We start from the raw sequence: 16659 nt of genomic DNA on the forward strand, positions 1-16659 counted from the left end.
AAAGCAAAAATTACAGCTATCGGCACCTATGCGCCGAGCAGACGTTTAACCAATGCAGATTTAGAAAAGATCGTTGATACCTCTGATGAATGGATCGTTCAGCGCACAGGAATGAGAGAACGCCGGATTGCGGATGAACATCAATTTACCTCTGATTTATGCATAGAAGCGGTGAAGAATCTCAAGAGCCGTTATAAAGGAACACTTGATGATGTCGATATGATCCTCGTTGCCACCACCACATCCGATTACGCCTTTCCGAGTACAGCATGCCGCATACAGGAATATTTCGGCTGGGAAAGCACCGGCGCGCTGGATATTAATGCGACATGCGCCGGGCTGACTTACGGCCTCCATTTGGCAAATGGATTGATCACATCAGGCCTTCATCATAAAATTCTCGTCATCGCCGGAGAGACGTTATCAAAGGTAACGGATTATACCGATCGAACGACATGCGTTCTGTTCGGCGATGCCGCGGGTGCGCTGTTAGTGGAACGAGATGAAGAGACGCCGGGATTTCTTGCGTCTGTACAAGGAACAAGCGGGAACGGCGGCGATATTTTGTATCGTGCCGGACTGCGAAATGAAATAAACGGTGTGCAGCTTGTCGGTTCTGGAAAAATGGTGCAAAACGGACGCGAGGTATATAAATGGGCCGCAAGAACCGTCCCTGGCGAATTTGAACGGCTTTTACATAAAGCAGGACTCTGCTCTGATGATCTCGATTGGTTTGTTCCTCACAGCGCCAACTTGCGCATGATCGAGTCAATTTGTGAAAAAACACCGTTCCCGATTGAAAAAACGCTCACTAGTGTTGAGCACTACGGAAACACGTCTTCGGTTTCAATTGTTTTGGCGCTCGATCTCGCAGTGAAAGCCGGGAAGCTGAAAAAAGATCAAATCGTTTTGCTTTTCGGGTTTGGCGGCGGATTAACCTATACAGGATTGCTTATTAAATGGGGAATGTAACAAAAAAAGAACTTGTTTCCAAGGAAACAAGTTCTTTTTCTTTATGAAGCCGGCTGTTCTTCTGATGTTTCTTCCTTTCGGCTTAACATTGTAAAGTAAGTAATGCTTAGTGCAATCATGACGAGGGCGATGCCAATTAAGACGCCGGCCATCTGCCACATGTAGCCAAAGTCACCGTTTGAAATGACTGCTCTGAATCCGTTAATGCTGTAGGTCATCGGCAATGCGCCATGGATGACTTGATAGAAATTCGGAAGCAATTCAAGCGGGAAGGTTCCTCCGCTCGCTCCCAGCTGCAGCACTAAAATAATGACTGCGATAAATCGCCCCGGGTTGCCCATCGTTGTAGCCAAAAATTGAATTATCGCCAGGAAAGCGAGACTCGTAATGATCGTAAACACGTAAAATCTCCACGTGCTCTCTACCTCGAGACCAATTCCCAATAGAAGAACCGTCGCCACAATCAATGATTGAATGATTCCTACAAGCATCATGACATTGAATTTGCTAAAGAACCACTCAAAACCGTTTCTCGGACGTCCTGACGCTTCCTTCAGCGGGAAGACAACCGTCAGCATGATGCCGCCGACATACAAGCCCATTGACAGGATATAAGGTGTCAGCCCTGTACCGTAGTTAGGAACGGAATGAATGGCATCATCTTTGGTTTTAACCGGATCTGCAAACATGCCATATGTTTGATCATCAGCATCGATATCTCCTGTTTGATCAGCCGCATCCTTCAGCTTACTAGACAGCTCTCCTGTGCCGTCCAATAGCTTGCCTAAACCTGTATCAAGTGATGCAGATCCGTCTGCAAGTTTTGATGATCCGCTTTGGACCTGTTTAGACCCGTCTAACAGCTTAAACAATCCGCCGGATACTTGGCTGCTTCCTGTCACCAATTGCTCTGAGCCCGCTTTTGCTTTTGCGAACTGCTTATTATATTCACCGATGCCGGCTGTCAGTTTAGTTTGGCCATCTGTCAGCTTCTGAGAACCATTGTATATCTTATCAGCTCCCTCAGTTAATCTGTCAATCGCATCTTGGATTGTTTTTGCGCCGTTATAAAGCTTAGATGTAGCTTCCGGCATGGCTTTCACCTGCGCCACCTGCGCTTTCACGTCTTCAAGAGAGCTTTTTATCGTTGCGATGTCAGGCAGCTGATCAGCTGTAGGTAGCTGGCTTAATATTTGATCAAAATCAGGCGCATCAACTTGCGGAAGCTTTTTCTCAACAGAATTAATCAGCTGGCTTTTTTGCTCTGCTGTTAAGAAGTCACTCGAATTGATGAGATTTTTAAATGCCTGATCACGGTTTTTCAAACTGTTTTCAAAGTCAGTCAGCTGTTTTTTAAATTCCTTTATCGCTGTTTCTGACTTTTCCAGATTGTTCACAGCTGTTTCAAGCTGTGTTAAATCGAGCGCATTTATGAGTTTTTCCGCTTTTGCTGCTTTTTCCGACTCTTCTTGCGCTTTACTGTTGAGCTGATCCAGCCCGTTTGTCAGATTAGGCAATCCCTGCTGCACCTTTTGAAGGCCGGCATTCAGTTCATTTAGCTTGCCCGTTATCTTGCCTGATCCTGCTGCAAGCTGACCAGATTTATCATAAATCTGGTTGCTGCTGTCTTGGAATTTACCGAGCGAGCTGTCAAGCGATTGGATGCCGCTCGTCACCTGAGCCGCTCCATCTGCAAGCTGCGCTGTTTTGTCACTGATGGTAGCGGTGCTTTCCTTCAGCTTCGCCAGATTTTCTTTCAGCTGGGCGCTTCCGTTTTTCGCATCCTTTGTGCCGTCATCAATTTTTTTCGCGCCGCTGCTCGCGTCGCTCAAACCTTTTGCGATATCTTTAAAGTTATCAAAAATAACTTTCGTATATTGCTCGGTCACTTCTTTTGAAACAGAGGCTTTCAGTTTATCAATCGCTTTTTCGCCGATCGTTGCCCCTACATAGTTAGAACCTGCATTTGTGTGGTATTTCAGATCCAATTTTTTCGGATTTTTGTCTAATACAGTGCTGGCATTCTTAGAAAAATCCTCAGGAATCTCGACAACTAAATAATATTTTTGATTCAATAAGTCCTTTAACGATTGGTCGAGATCATTGGAAAAATGCCAATCAAAGTTGTTATTATCCTTTAATTCTTTGACCAGATCATCACCGATTTGAAGTTTTTCTCCTTCATACGTTGCTCCCTTGTCTTGGTTGACGACAACGACAGGCAGCTGGTCAACTGTGCCGTACGGGTCCCAATAAGCCTTTAAGAATACGCCGCTGTAAATAAGCGGGACAAACAAAATGGCGATGATGGGAATCAATAATTTTTTACTTGTTACGATGTCTTTCCACTGACTTCGTATTGTGTTCATCCTGATGCCTCCATTCTAAAACTGACTCATCATGAAAAATGGTCATTTTCTTGCAAAGAGAAAGGATTATCTAGTTCGCTGACAATCCTTTGACAACATACAATTCAAGCAGTCCCGCAATTGTCTCTTTATCAAGCGGGGGGTGTTGTTTTTCCCAGTCAAAAATGAGCGCGATATAAAGCTTCAGCATCACAAAGGCTGTCAGTTCAGGGTCGCACGGCTTGATTGCGCCGCTTTTGATCCCGTCTTCAATCTTGCTTTTGATATAAGACAGTATGGCTCGCTCCATTTTCTGGATCACTTCCTGAACTGCCATTGTACCAATCTCGGCATTCTCTTGGAAAATTTTAATCGTCAGCTGATGTGTTTTCCTGAACTCCAGAATGGCAAACAGCGCTCTGTGCACATTTTCATGGAACGGAAGGTTCGGCTCCATCGCTTCATCCGCTTTTTGCTTCATTTCCTTTAATAAAGTAGTGAAAATCTCGTCAAACAGCTCTTCTTTGTTTTTGAAAAAAGTATAAATGGTTCCCTTCCCCACGTTCGCAAGTTTTGCGACAAGATCCATTGTCGTCGCTTTATACCCGAACTGCGTGAAAGACTTTGTAGCCGCCTCCAAAATGAGCTTTTTTCGATCTATTGACATTGTATTCACCTCGAAACTGACCGTTTGAACATTTTAGTCATTAAGTACATATGCAAATGTATCATAACCTGCTGTTCAATTCAATCATTTTTTTACACAATATTGCCATTGAACATCAAAAAAACCTCCGCGATAAAGCGGAGGTTTTAGCTGAATAAATAGGTAAGCGCGTCAGACACGGCAGCTTTTCCTTGATCAATGCAGTCGGGAATGCCGACACCTTCGAAAGAAGCGCCTGTCATATAAACACCTGGATATGCAGATGCAAGTGCTTCACGCAGCTCCTTGATACGCTGCTTATGGCCGACATGGTACTGCGGCATGCTTTCATGCCATCGGGTGACACATGTCATTTCCGGCTCGCCGTTTATGTTCATGACTTTCTTTAAGTCTTCTAACACAATGTTGATAATGTCATTATCTGATAGATCGACAATGGATTCGTCTCCGGCTTTTCCAACATATGCCCGAAGCAGCGTTTTGCCTTCCGGCGCTGCGTGCGGCCATTTTTTATTCGTCCACGTACAGGCTGTGATCGCAAAGTCACTGTTTCTTGAAATGACAAAACCCGTGCCCTCATGCTCCATTTGGACGGAGCCTTCAGGGAAACCTAAAGCGACGTTTGCCACGGATGTGGAGTGCATATTTTTCAAATGAGAAATGGCAGGAAGCTCAGAAAGCATTCCCGCAGCCGCTTTATGCGGAGCAGTCACAATTACTGAATCAGCATCAAGTGTGACGCCGTTATCCAGTTCGAGCGAATAGCAAGAGCCGCTATGGCTGAGTTTGGTCACTTTTGTGCCTTTATACACCTTCGTCAGCTTTAACTGCTTTTCGATCTCTTCTACAAGGGTCTGCAAACCGGTTGACAGAGTCTGGAACTGCCCTTGTTTTTTTGCCGTCAGCTGCTGGCCTGAGCCTTGAGGCCTTGTTTTTTTCATGCCGAGAATCAGGCTTCTATGCTTTTGTTCCGTCTGGTAAAATTGCGGAAATGTCGACATCAGGCTGAGCTTGTCAATGTCGCCTGCGTAGATCCCTGATAGAAGCGGCTCGATTAAGTTCTCGACCACTTCATCTCCGACACGTCTGCGGAAGAATTCTCCCAATGACTGATCATCCTTTGTTTTGCTTGCAGGCAGGATGAAATCCATAGCAGCTCTCGCCTTCCCAGACAAAGAAAACAGACCCGTAGAAACAAACGGCGCAATTTTTGTCGGTATCCCCATTACAGCGCCCTTCGGCATTGGATGCAGGGTGCGGTTTACAAGCACATAGGATTGTCCGGTCGCATTGTTGACAAGCAAATGCTCAAGACCTAAGTCTTTAACAAGCTGCGGGGCGCTTTTCTTTCGTTCCAGAAATGAGTCTGGCCCTCTTTCGATGATATAGCCGTCTTTCTTGACAGTCTGGATTTTCCCGCCGACTCTCGGACTTGCCTCAACAAGCGTCAGCTCAAGCGGCAGATTCTTTTCTTTGATTTCTTTTTCCATATAGAAGGCGGCGGCTAAACCGGTAATGCCGCCGCCGATGATGACTACATGTTTTTTGCCGTCACTCATGTTCATCGCCTTCTTTAACGTCCTAATTTTTTTAATACGACTGTTGCCAAAGCATCAATAAATTCAGGCTTGGCATTTGGCATTTCCGGCCGGTAATAGCTTGCGCCGATATCGTCAGTCACCACTTTGCATTCATAATCATTATCATAAAGCACTTCTAAGTGATCCGCGACAAACCCAACAGGAACATATACAAATGCTTGATAGCCTTTTTGTTCGAATAAATCACGTGTTAAATCCTGAACATCGGGTCCGAGCCAAGGATCAGGCGTGTTCCCTTCACTTTGCCAGCCGACAGCATATTCGGAAACGCCTGCGCCTTCAGCAATTAATTTCGCCGATTCATGCAGCTGGTCCGGGTACGGGTCTCCAAATTCTTTGATTTTTTCCGGCAGGCTGTGTGCAGATACGATGAGCATTGCGTTTTCTCTTTCATCCTCAGGCATTGACGCATATGTTTCCTTCACTCGGTCAACCCAATATGTCACGAACTTCGGTTCATCGTACCAGCTTTCAACTGACGTAATCGTTAAGCCGCCGAGTTTTTCAGCCTCTTCTTTGGCGCGTTTGTTGTAGGACTGAACGCTGAACGTGGAGAAATGCGGCGCCAGCACGATGCTGACTGCTTCTGTAATGCCATCCTTATGCATCTCTGCTACGGCGTCTTCAATAAACGGCTCGATATGCTTCAGTCCGATATACGCTTTAAACGTAATCTCATCCTGAATTTCATTCAAGTGCTGTTCCAGATTATGCGCCTGCTCTTCTGTGATTTTGGCAAGCGGTGAAATGCCGCCAATCGCTTCGTATCTGTCTTTCAAATCTTGAAGCATTTCAGGTTCAGGCTTTCTGCCTCTTCTGATATGTGTATAATAACGTTCAATATCTTCTTCCTTATAAGGCGTGCCGTACGCCATCACGAGAAGCCCCATTTTCTTTCTACTCACTGTTTACACCCTCTTTAATGATCTGATACAAACATTTTGACAGGATATCATTAAGATACCAAAAGATATGCTTAGGAATATTGACCCATTTTTTTGTTTTGTGAATATTCATGGACAAATGCTGTCAGTTTTTTCAAAACCTCGGGACTGACATCAGGAAATACCCCATGGCCAAGATTGAAAATGAAGCCGTCTGATTTCATACCCTGATCAAGTATTTCCTTCGTTTTCTGCTCAATGACTTCCCATGGCGCAAGCAAAATGGACGGGTCCAGGTTGCCCTGCACTGTTTTAGTAATTCCTTTTGATCTGGCTTCATCAATGCCGAGTCTCCAGTCAAGCCCGACAACATCGAGAGGAAGGTCATGCCAATCACCTGCAAGATGGCTTGCGCCAACGCCAAACATGATCAGCGGCACATTCTCCTTTGCGAGCTCTGAAAAAATCCGGTTCATTACGGGTTTGATGTATGTTCTGTAATCTGCCTGATTCAATGCGCCGACCCACGAATCAAAGATTTGAATCGCTTTTGCGCCTGCCTTAATCTGCGCTTTCACGTACACGATGATCATGTCGGCAAGCTTGGACATCAGCAGATTCCATGCATCCGGCATGCTGTACATGAAGGCTTTTGTTTTATTGTAGTTTTTCGACGGGCCGCCTTCGATCATATAGCTTGCAAGCGTAAAAGGCGCACCTGAGAAACCGATGAGCGGGACGTTCAGCTGCTCATTGACAAGCAGTTTAATCGTCTCAAGCACGTACGGCACGTCCTGTTCCGGATCAATCTGGCCGAGTTTTTCAATGTCCGCCAGAGACCGGATTGGCTGATCAATCACAGGACCGATCCCGTTTTTGATTGCAACATCCACACCGATTGACGGCAGCGGTGTCATGATATCTTTATAAAGGATTGCAGCATCGACTCCGTATTGCTCAACCGGCAGTCTTGTGACATACGCACAAAGTTCGGGCTGATGTGTGATCTCAAACAATCCGTACTTTTCCTTCAGCTTGCGGTATTCCGGCTGTGAGCGCCCTGCTTGCCTCATATACCACACAGGCGTGTGATCCGCTTTTTCTCCCCGCGCAGCTTTTAAAAACGTCTCGTTAAACGTTTCTCGTTTACTCATCTGATTTCCACCTTTCATACGGCAACCATACGTTCGTATTTCTTGACTTATTACACTATACCTTGTTTTAGGCAAATGGTATAGAAATGTAGCTCAAAGTTCAAAAAATCGCCGAATTCCATTAAGAGGAAAACAATTTCGGCTGAACGTAATCGGTTCCTTCCCCTTCTCTTTTTGTCTGTGTATTATAAGGCACAATTTTATAAGACGCGCCCGAAAATAAGTTGGCATAAGGAATTTCATAGCTTCCCTTCCCTTCAACCGAATCAAGAAGCGTCTCCTCGCCGTCCTTGTTTACATAAATTCTGTATACGGCCCGATCATCCTCTTGAGCGTCCCACTTTAATTCAATGGTAAAGAGCCCTGCAGCTTTAAATGTGTAATCGGCTGTGAGTGTTTTGATCGGCTTCAGCTCAATCGGGCTTTCCAGTTCTTTAACGTTTTTAGGCTTTGTGAACACATGACCGGTTTCTCCTGCCTGTGTCAAAATATCCTTAAACAGCCGCGTCGGGTATGAGCTCCCGGCTTTCAAATAATGGTTTTGATCCGTTTTGTCATAGCCCATCCAGACTGCCCCGGTTATTTTCGGCGTATAGCCTGCAAACCAGGCGTCCTTTGTCGCGCCGGAGACGCCTGTATAAGATGTAGAACCTGTTTTTCCCGCCAGGTCGCCGTGATAGGTGCCGGACGTGGCCGTTCCCTTTTTGACTACCTGCTGCAGCATTCTCGTCATATTCCAAGACGTCTGCTTGTTGAAAACCCGCTTTCCTTCTTCTTTATGATCGGCTATTGTTTCTCCGTCTTCATCTATTATGCTCGAGATAAAGAAGGGTTCAGTATACGTTCCGTTCGCGGCAAATGTATGAAACGCGCCGGCAAGCTGGAGCGGCGAAACGCCTTTTTCCAAGCCTCCTAGAGCGAGAGCAAGGCCTTCATCAGGGATATCAATGCCGTTTGCTTTCAAATAAGATTTTCCTGTTTCAACGCCGATCTCATTCAGCGTCCAGACAGCCGGCGCGTTTTTGCTGTACGTAATGGCGTCAGACATAGTGACTTCGCCCTCATACCGGCTGTCGTAGTTTTTCGGCGTATAATCTCCGTAGGACTGCAACTCATCCTTCAATAGAGAATATGGCTTAAATTTCTTTTCCTGCATCGCCGGTCCGTATACAGCAAGCGGCTTAAATGTGGAACCCGGCTGGCGGACAGCTGTGACACGGTTATATCCTTTGGATGTGTAATCCCTTCCGCCGATGGCCGCTTCTACACCGCCTGTCTTGTTATTAATAAAGACCGCGCTTCCCTCGGCATTCTGATCTGTTCCGGGATAATAGCTTCCCTCTTTCATCACCTGGTAAGCCGTCTTCTGCAGCTTCGAATCGAGCGGCACCTTGATCGTGTATCCGCCTTGAAGAAGCTGCTCTCCGGAAATGGAATACTTGTCTTCCGCCTCTTTGATCACAAGGTCAATGTAGCTGTCAAACCAAGGTGTTTCCGACTGTTTCTTCACATGCAGTCCAAGCGTTCGGCCCTGTGCGGTGACAGCCTCTTTCGCACTGATATAGCCTTGGTCATTCATCATACCTAGAATTGTATCACGCCGCTCCTTATTTTTATCAGGGTGCAAAATCGGAGAGTACGTAGAAGGCGCCTTCGGAATAGCGGCCAAAACAGCGCCTTCAGATAAAGTCAAATCTTTTACTTCTTTATTAAAATAATAGTGGGACGCCGCTTGTATGCCGTAGACCCCGTGTCCGAAGTAAAGCTGGTTTAAATACATTTCCAGCAGCTTGTCCTTGCTGTAATCCCGTTCAAGATTAATCGCAATGATCACTTCTTTTGTTTTTCTTAGAAACGTTTTGTCATGTGTCAGAAAAATATTTTTGGCAAGCTGCTGGGTGATCGTGCTTCCGCCTTCCACCTTTCCGCCTGCTAATATATCGCGATACACTGCCCTTCCGACAGATTTTGCATCAATGCCGTGATGCTCATAGAACCTTTTATCCTCAACAGCGATAAACGCTTCTCTGACCTGCTTTGGAATCTCATTGATCGAGACCGGTTCGCGATTTTCTGTATACAGGCTTGCAACCTCATCTCCGTTTTGATCAACAATTTTTGAAGAAGCATGAAGTATCAGCTTTTTTTCATCTATGACATAATGGCCGAGAAAAATAATTGAAATATATCCTATTAAAGCGAGAAAAGCAGTTAACACTAAAATAATGATAGGTATAAAAAGTTTCTTTTTCTTTATCTTAAACATGAACTCACCTCGCCTTTCTAAAGGTAGTATGGGAAAAATTGTTTGGAATTATGTTCGAAGCACTCGCCAATAGAAACTTATACCATTGTTTTGATATACTAGCAAGCAGGAGGTGGCTGATATGAAGGTTTATATTACATATGGGACAGCCGATTTTTTAAAAACGATCGTACAGAAGCATCCCTCAGAAAATATCCTTTTGATGCAGGGGCAGGAAAACGCCATTTTGATTCATGAAACAAACGGAGATACCGTTTTCCAGGCACCACACGCTTATGAAGTCATTGACCAAGTCGGAGAGATCAAACATCCCGGTTTTGCAGTATTGAACAATATTGCCGTCACTCAGGAAGGGCGTCCGCTGTTTGAAAACAGATTTAAAAACAGAGCGGGAAAAGTCGAAAACGAGCCTGGCTTTGAAGCAATTCGAGTGCTCCGTCCGATCGACAGTGACACCTATGTCATTCTGACCTTGTGGGAAACGGAAAGCGCCTTTCAAGACTGGCAGCAGTCCGGTTCTTACAAAGAAGCCCACAAAAAACGCGATACATCTGCCGGAATTGACACAACGTCGATCTTCTCCCGGCCTTCCTATGTCACCACATATTTCGCTGTCGAATAGCTGCCGGCATGTCCGGCAGCTTATTTTATTGGGAGGAAAGCAAAATGAAGCATACTTGCCCAGTCTGCGGGTTTAAGGGATTGGCTGAACCGCCATATGATCATGAACGCAATCATTCTCATGAAATCTGCCCGTGCTGCGGTTTTCAGTTCGGATTTGATGATTACGAGATGCAGCACGAGGATAATTCATATTTAGAGCCATCGGAAAGCATCATCGCCTATAGAAAAAACTGGCTTGCTGAAGGGTGCGTCATTTTTTCTCCTGAATGCTTCCCAAAACATCTGCAAAAAGCGAATAGAGTATTAAGGCATCATCTGATTGAGCAGCTGAAACAGATCAATGTTCATCTTCCATCATAACCCTCCCCTCTGTCCCGGCACCTTCCGCCCGCCTATGAATAATCTGTAAGCGGAAGGAGTGATCGATGATGGAAGTCGGGATTTTGTCTGTCCATGTTCTGTATGTGTTTTTTATTGGTGCAATTATCCTATTTATGCTGCTGAGAAAAGACACGACATTTATTTCTCTATTCGGCATTTTTATCATATCGCTATGGGCCAGCCATTCACTTTCAGCTTCTGTCAGCAGTTTATTCCACAGCTTTATCTATGCGGCCGGCGAACTGCTGCCCACGATTTTCATCATTTGCTTTATCGTTTCAATGAGTGATTTGTTAACAAAAACAGGGATAAATGAAGCGATGATTTCTCCCTTTGCAAGCCTTGTGAGAGGGCCTGTGACTGCCTATTGGCTGATTGGGGGCCTGATGTTCGCCATTTCTCTCTTCTTCTGGCCTTCTCCGGGTGTCGCTTTGATCGGCGCCGTCCTGCTCCCCGCAGCCGCACGTGCCGGTTTGACGCCTCTTGCCGCGGCCATGGCCATGAACTTATTCGGACACGGTTTTGCCCTGTCAGGAGACTTTGTCATTCAGGCGGCGCCAAAGCTGACTGCAGATGCAGCAGGCATTCCAGTCGGTGATGTCGTCTCGGCCAGCATTCCGCTTGTGCTGATTATGGGTGTGACTACAACAACCGCTGCCTTTATCATGATTCAGCGCGAACGCAAAAAACAGGAGCATCCCGCTTCTTTTTCCCCCGTTCTTTCCGGCGAACAAGACAACTCGCTGTACTTGCCAAAACGCCTGCGGTCCATACTGGCTTTTTTGATTCCGCTTGCCTTTCTTGCAGATATCGCCTGCATGCTCTTGTTTAACCTACAAGGAAATGATGCCACCGCGTTAATTGGCGGGTCTGCAATCTGTATCCTCCTTACCGTTCATTTTTTCGTGTATAAGCATAAAGGGCTTGAAAAAATCACCGGCTATTTTATTGACGGATTTAAGTTCGGTTTTAAGGTTTTCGGCCCCGTCATCCCGATTGCCGCTTTCTTTTATCTTGGCGACTCAGGCTATGAGAGCATACTGGGCACTTCACTCCCTAAAGGTTCCCACGGCATTGTCAACGATCTTGGCATTGCTTTATCCCATATGATGCCTATGTCAAAGGAGCTTGCCGCCGCTGCATTAACTGCCGCTGGAGCAATAACAGGCCTTGACGGCTCAGGATTTTCCGGCATTTCTCTCGCCGGCTCCATCGCAAAGCTCTTTTCGTCCGCTCTCCATGCCGATCCCGCCGTTCTGACCGCGCTCGGACAAATCTCTGCCATCTGGGTGGGCGGAGGAACACTGGTCCCATGGGCGTTGATTCCCGCGGCGGCCATTTGCAAAGTTGATCCTTTTGAGCTTGCCAGAAAAAACTTCATTCCCGTCGCGATTGGCCTTTTAGTGACAACCCTCGCAGCTGTGATGATGCTTTAAAACAGCTTGAGTTGAAATATTCAGACTTTTTCTATACAATCATGGAAAACATAGAAAAGGGGGAAGCGGCTTTGTCCATATCCACACTGCAGAAAGAGATAAACAAACAGCTCGACGGCTGTTTTGAAGAAATGGTTGAGATCAGGCGCCATTTTCATATGTATCCTGAGCTTTCATTTCAAGAAGAAAAAACCGCCGCATTTATTGCTTCCTATTATGAATCGTTAGGAGTCCCAATCCGCACAAACGTTGGCGGCAGAGGGGTTTTAGCATATATAGAAGGAAGCGAACCCGGCCCTACAGTCGCTTTGAGGGCCGACTTTGACGCTCTCCCCATTCAAGATGAAAAAGATGTCCCTTACGCCTCCAAAGTGCCTGGTGTCATGCATGCATGCGGCCACGACGGCCACACCGCAGCTCTTCTCGCAGTGGCCAAGGTCCTTCACCAAAACAAACATGAACTGAAGGGAACATTTGTGATAATCCACCAGCATGCAGAAGAATATTATCCGGGAGGCGCAAAGCCAATGATTGATGACGGCTGTCTCGAAAACGCGGATGTGATATTCGGCACTCATCTTTGGGCAACTGAGCCGCTCGGAACTATTCTCTGCCGCCCCGGCGCCGTCATGGCGGCGGCGGACCGATTTACGATTAAAGTTTTCGGAAAGGGCGGCCACGGCGCTCATCCGCATGATACAAAAGACGCCGTCCTGATCGGTTCGCAAATCGTTTCCTCTTTGCAGCACATTGTCAGCCGCAAAGTCAATCCGATTCAATCCGCCGTCATTTCGACAGGCTCCTTCATCGCCGACAATCCGTTTAATGTCATCGCAGACCAAGCAGTACTCATCGGCACAGCGCGTTCTTTTGATGAAAATGTCCGGGACATTCTGGAGAAAGAAATTGAAGCGGTTGTAAAAGGAATATGCAGCATGCACGGCGCGTCCTATGAGTACACCTATGAACAGGGTTATCCGGCGGTTGTGAACCATCCTGCAGAAACGAGCCACTTGGTGAGCACCGCAAAGAATACCGAGGGCGTTCTGCAGGTCATTGACGGTGAACCGCAAATGGGCGGCGAGGATTTTGCTTATTACCTACAAAACGTGAAGGGCACTTTTTTCTTTACAGGCGCCGCTCCCGAACAGCCAGAGCGAGTCTATTCCCACCACCATCCGAAATTTGATATCAACGAAAAAGCAATGCTGACAGCGGCCAAGGTCCTTGCCGGCGCTGCGATCACCTATCATCAGCTATAAAAAAACAGCCGGAGTGTTTATTCTCCGGCTGTTTCCTTTAATATCCTCAGATGAAAAACATGTCTTGCCGTTTCTCCAAGCTGAGCAAGCAGCTTATAATTGGCAATTCCGCCGACTGCCGCTCCTATTCCCGGCAAAAGCTGAAAAAGCTTCACGACGTCGATATAATCGCGATATTCCTGCTGGAACACTCTCCAGTCGATGCTCTTTTTCTCCGTCTCCCAATTTTCGATGACAGAAAAAAGCGATTTACGGCCATCATCACTCGAAAACGCAAGCTGAAACACGAGGAGCAAAAACATCCTTTCTTGTGCATCCTTGACATCAAAGCCGTAAATGGAAGACAAGGTAAATAAACACTTCATCTTAATTGAAAGCAGCAGCGGAAAATCAGCAATGCCTAAAAAAATGCCGCCCGCTCCGGTGCCGACTCCCTCAGCAGCTGCCACTTTCTGATAAGAAACAATCGTTTTTTTCGCCAATTCGTTTTTTTCACTGAGCGACAGTGCACTTGTATCCTTTTTATAAGTGATGATATTGGAGCCGGCCATTGTCGCTTCTACCATTTTTCTTACACTCTCGGTGACGACCGTATGGATTTTTTCAGGAATCCGTTCATTCACCTTCGTCTGCACACGCTTCGAAAAGCGTTCAAACATGGAATCCTTTCGCAAAAAATGCATTTTCCATTCCAAAGCTTCCTGCATCAGCAGCTGATTATCTGTCATTTGATTACCTCTTTTCAGTTCACAGCTTTCCGTGCTTTTTCAGCCTGGTTGCCATATAAGCAGGCATAACAACAAAAATCAGAACGGCAGAACCGATCAGCGCGTACAGAAAACCGGTCAAGCCGGCTGCATAGGCAGATGCAACAGACATCAGCATCGCTTGAATACTAAGTGCAGTTTTTAATAGAGAGAAATAGCTTTTCAGCTTTGTTTCTTTTTTCACAGGGTACAGCTCTTGAAGCGCCAGATGGTCAAAGTGGCCGAAGAGCGGCAGAAGCTGAATGCCCGTAATGAAAATGGCAAACACAGTCAAAACCGCGGCAATCAGCGGGCTGGCTGAGATATACATAATGATCAGCGCGAAAACGATCGTTAATCTGACAAGAATGCCCAAATAATCACTCGAACGCAAAAAGGCGCGGGTGAACATATAGGCAAATGTTTTGCGCTGTTCAAACGGCACGAGCCGCAGCAAAAAGTCGAGATAAGCTCTGCGTTTGGCTTGCTTTCGCAAATGCGGCACATCAGTAAACAGGTTGGCAATCCGATAGAAACGCTGCTTTCGTCTCAATTCGGACTCAATATGGCTCTCCCATTTAAATGTTTTTTGTTTTGCTGCGGAAGACATATACAGATAAAGAACAGCCATAATGACATAGACGAGAAGCGCATACATATAAACAGATTGGAAAACAAAATAAAGAACGAGTGTATTCGCCGCAAAGCGAATGATGACGTCCATCCGTTTCATGCTGCGGTCGTTTTGGAAAGTCATGCGCCATTCCATTACCTGATTCCACGCTTTCAGCAGCAACAGTTGGACAAAGACCGCGGCATACGATACGAGCGAAGCCCCCGGTGTGACTGCGAAATAAAGCGGCATCGCAACGATACTCAGCGCAATAAGCGGAAACAGCTGAGACACATAGCTGTAGACAAACGCCTGCTTCAAGTAAGGCTCCATTTTTGCTTCAAGAGGCAATAAGAAAACAAGGTCAGCCTCCTTCAAAAGCGTTCGCACATAAGAGCTTGTCAACACGAGCGAAAACAGCACGGCCATCACCCAAAAGGACGGAAAGTGAGCGGGAATGTCCCGTATCCATTTGCTGTACCAGCTTGCAGCGCCCGCTAGAAAAAAAATCAAAACAATGACGAGGTGATCGTTGAGCATATATTTCATGTATGTTCTTGTTTCTTTGATATGCTCCTGCAGCCGCGACTGCCAAATATCAAGCATATTATTCATGGCCAGCGTCTTCCTTTGTAAGCTCAAGATACAAATCGTCCAGCGCCGCGTCCTTCATTCCAAACTGCTCTCTGAGCTCTGACAGCGTGCCGCGCGCCCGCACCTCGCCGTTATGTAAAATTATAAACGAATCGCAATAGCGTTCTGCCGTTGCCAAAATGTGTGTTGACATCAGCACGCTCGCCCCGCCTTTTTTCGCTTCATTCATCCGTTCAAGCAGCGCGTTAATGGCAAGCGGATCAAGCCCTAGAAAAGGCTCATCAATAATGTAGAGCGCAGGCTCTGCCAAAAATGCGCACATAATCATAACCTTCTGCTTCATTCCTTTAGAAAAATGGGCCGGGAACCACTTCAGCCTCTTTTCCATTCGGAATTCCTTTAAAAGCGGAGGCAGCCTTTTCTCCATCGTTTCTTTTGACAGTCCATATGCCATGGCTGTTAGTTCAAGATGCTCCATCATCGTCAATTCTTCGTATAAAACAGGTGTTTCAGGTATATAGGTAAATTGTGAACGGTAGCCTTCCGGATCCTCAGCAAACGTTTTACCGTTTAATTCGATTGAACCTTTATGCGGGTCCATCAGCCCGATGATGTGTCTGATTGTTGTACTTTTACCAGCACCATTCAGCCCGATTAATCCGACAATTTGATTCGGTTCAAGGGTGAATGATACGTTTTTTAAAACCGGATTCCTTGTATATCCGCCGGTCAAGTCTTTTACCGATAGCAGAGACATAGTTTCTCCCCTTATAGTGTTTTTCTTCATAGTACCAAAAACAAGGCCTGATTTGAAACAATTCCCTTTTAACAAATGATGAATTTGCTGTCATAAAGAGACAGGGTTCTGGACATCATAAAAGTTGTAGAGGAAAAGCATATCAACTGAAAAATGAGGTGTTTGTCAAAGACGTCTTAGAAACAGTTGGATAGAAAATAAACATGTCCAATGCTCAAACCATTTCTCTTCACTGAATTGATGAATTCTTCATGTATGAAGCAAATTGTCAAATGAGGTGTTTATCGCAGGAATCGTTAGGCATTAAACAAGTCTTCATTTTATTGACAAATGAGGTGCTTACCAAAGGCATAA

13 protein-coding genes and 1 pseudogene are annotated in these 16659 nt (G+C 45.9%); 5 read left to right on the forward strand and 9 right to left on the reverse strand.

All coding sequences use genetic code 11. From position 1 onward, the window contains the following. On the forward strand, positions 1-972 hold a 972-nt coding region (gene fabHB / locus RAC86_RS22445), incomplete at its 5' end, for a beta-ketoacyl-ACP synthase III FabHB (protein WP_377886037.1). 41 nt (positions 973-1013) lie between these two features. Here the strand turns inward: fabHB and RAC86_RS22450 are convergent. The 6 genes from RAC86_RS22450 to RAC86_RS22475 form a co-directional block, all read right to left on the reverse strand. Further along, positions 1014-3341 carry a YhgE/Pip family protein gene (locus RAC86_RS22450; protein WP_377886038.1) on the reverse strand — a complete coding sequence of 776 codons (2328 nt, stop codon included), beginning with the start codon at positions 3339-3341 and terminating at the stop codon, positions 1014-1016. A gap of 70 nt (positions 3342-3411) precedes the next feature. Beyond that, positions 3412-3987 carry a TetR/AcrR family transcriptional regulator gene (locus RAC86_RS22455; protein ID WP_014479348.1) on the reverse strand — a complete coding sequence of 192 codons (576 nt, stop codon included), beginning with the start codon at positions 3985-3987 and terminating at the stop codon, positions 3412-3414. A 146-nt stretch (positions 3988-4133) separates the two neighbouring features. Continuing rightward, a complete protein-coding gene (gene hemY / locus RAC86_RS22460) occupies positions 4134-5546 on the reverse strand; it encodes a protoporphyrinogen oxidase (protein WP_003245394.1) in 1413 nt (470 codons plus the stop codon). 14 nt (positions 5547-5560) lie between these two features. Further along, positions 5561-6493: a ferrochelatase gene (gene hemH / locus RAC86_RS22465; RefSeq protein ID WP_014663414.1), complete on the reverse strand. Its 933-nt coding sequence runs from the start codon at positions 6491-6493 to the stop codon at positions 5561-5563. A gap of 71 nt (positions 6494-6564) precedes the next feature. Continuing rightward, complete coding sequence (gene hemE, locus RAC86_RS22470) at positions 6565-7626, reverse strand: uroporphyrinogen decarboxylase (protein WP_377886039.1); 1062 nt, start codon at positions 7624-7626, stop codon at positions 6565-6567. 121 nt (positions 7627-7747) lie between these two features. Next, the gene (locus tag RAC86_RS22475) at positions 7748-9892 is read right to left on the reverse strand and encodes a transglycosylase domain-containing protein (protein WP_326144865.1); all 2145 of its coding nucleotides are present in this window, start codon (positions 9890-9892) and stop codon (positions 7748-7750) included. Positions 9893-10013: 121 nt separating this feature from the next. On the opposite strand from RAC86_RS22475, the gene hmoB reads away from it, so the two are divergent. From hmoB to sndC, 4 genes and pseudogenes are all read left to right on the forward strand, one after another. Beyond that, on the forward strand, positions 10014-10514 hold the full coding sequence (hmoB, locus tag RAC86_RS22480; protein ID WP_032721261.1) for a heme-degrading oxygenase HmoB: 501 nt from the start codon (positions 10014-10016) through the stop codon (positions 10512-10514). 44 nt (positions 10515-10558) lie between these two features. Continuing rightward, positions 10559-10876 (forward strand): annotated as a pseudogene (locus RAC86_RS22485) (hypothetical protein). 65 nt (positions 10877-10941) lie between these two features. Further along, positions 10942-12333, forward strand: coding sequence for a hypothetical protein (locus RAC86_RS22490; protein ID WP_080286179.1), 1392 nt, complete (start codon positions 10942-10944; stop codon positions 12331-12333). Between the two features lie 71 nt (positions 12334-12404). Continuing rightward, positions 12405-13595: an N-acetyl amino acid acetylase SndC gene (gene sndC / locus RAC86_RS22495; RefSeq protein ID WP_377886040.1), complete on the forward strand. Its 1191-nt coding sequence runs from the start codon at positions 12405-12407 to the stop codon at positions 13593-13595. Between the two features lie 17 nt (positions 13596-13612). Here sndC and RAC86_RS22500 read toward each other — a convergent pair whose 3' ends face one another. From RAC86_RS22500 to ecsA, 3 genes are read right to left on the reverse strand one after another with little or no spacing between them, the layout of a single operon-like run. Then, complete coding sequence (locus RAC86_RS22500) at positions 13613-14323, reverse strand: EcsC family protein (protein ID WP_017695368.1); 711 nt, start codon at positions 14321-14323, stop codon at positions 13613-13615. A 19-nt stretch (positions 14324-14342) separates the two neighbouring features. Further along, on the reverse strand, positions 14343-15569 hold the full coding sequence (gene ecsB / locus RAC86_RS22505; RefSeq protein WP_377886041.1) for an ABC transporter permease EcsB: 1227 nt from the start codon (positions 15567-15569) through the stop codon (positions 14343-14345). Then, a complete protein-coding gene (gene ecsA / locus RAC86_RS22510; protein WP_377886042.1) occupies positions 15562-16305 on the reverse strand; it encodes an ABC transporter ATP-binding protein EcsA in 744 nt (247 codons plus the stop codon). Before ecsA ends, ecsB begins: the two co-directional genes overlap by 8 nt. Between the last annotated feature and the right edge of the window lie 354 nt (positions 16306-16659).

The sequence above is a fragment of the Bacillus sp. LR_5 genome, assembly GCF_042709275.1.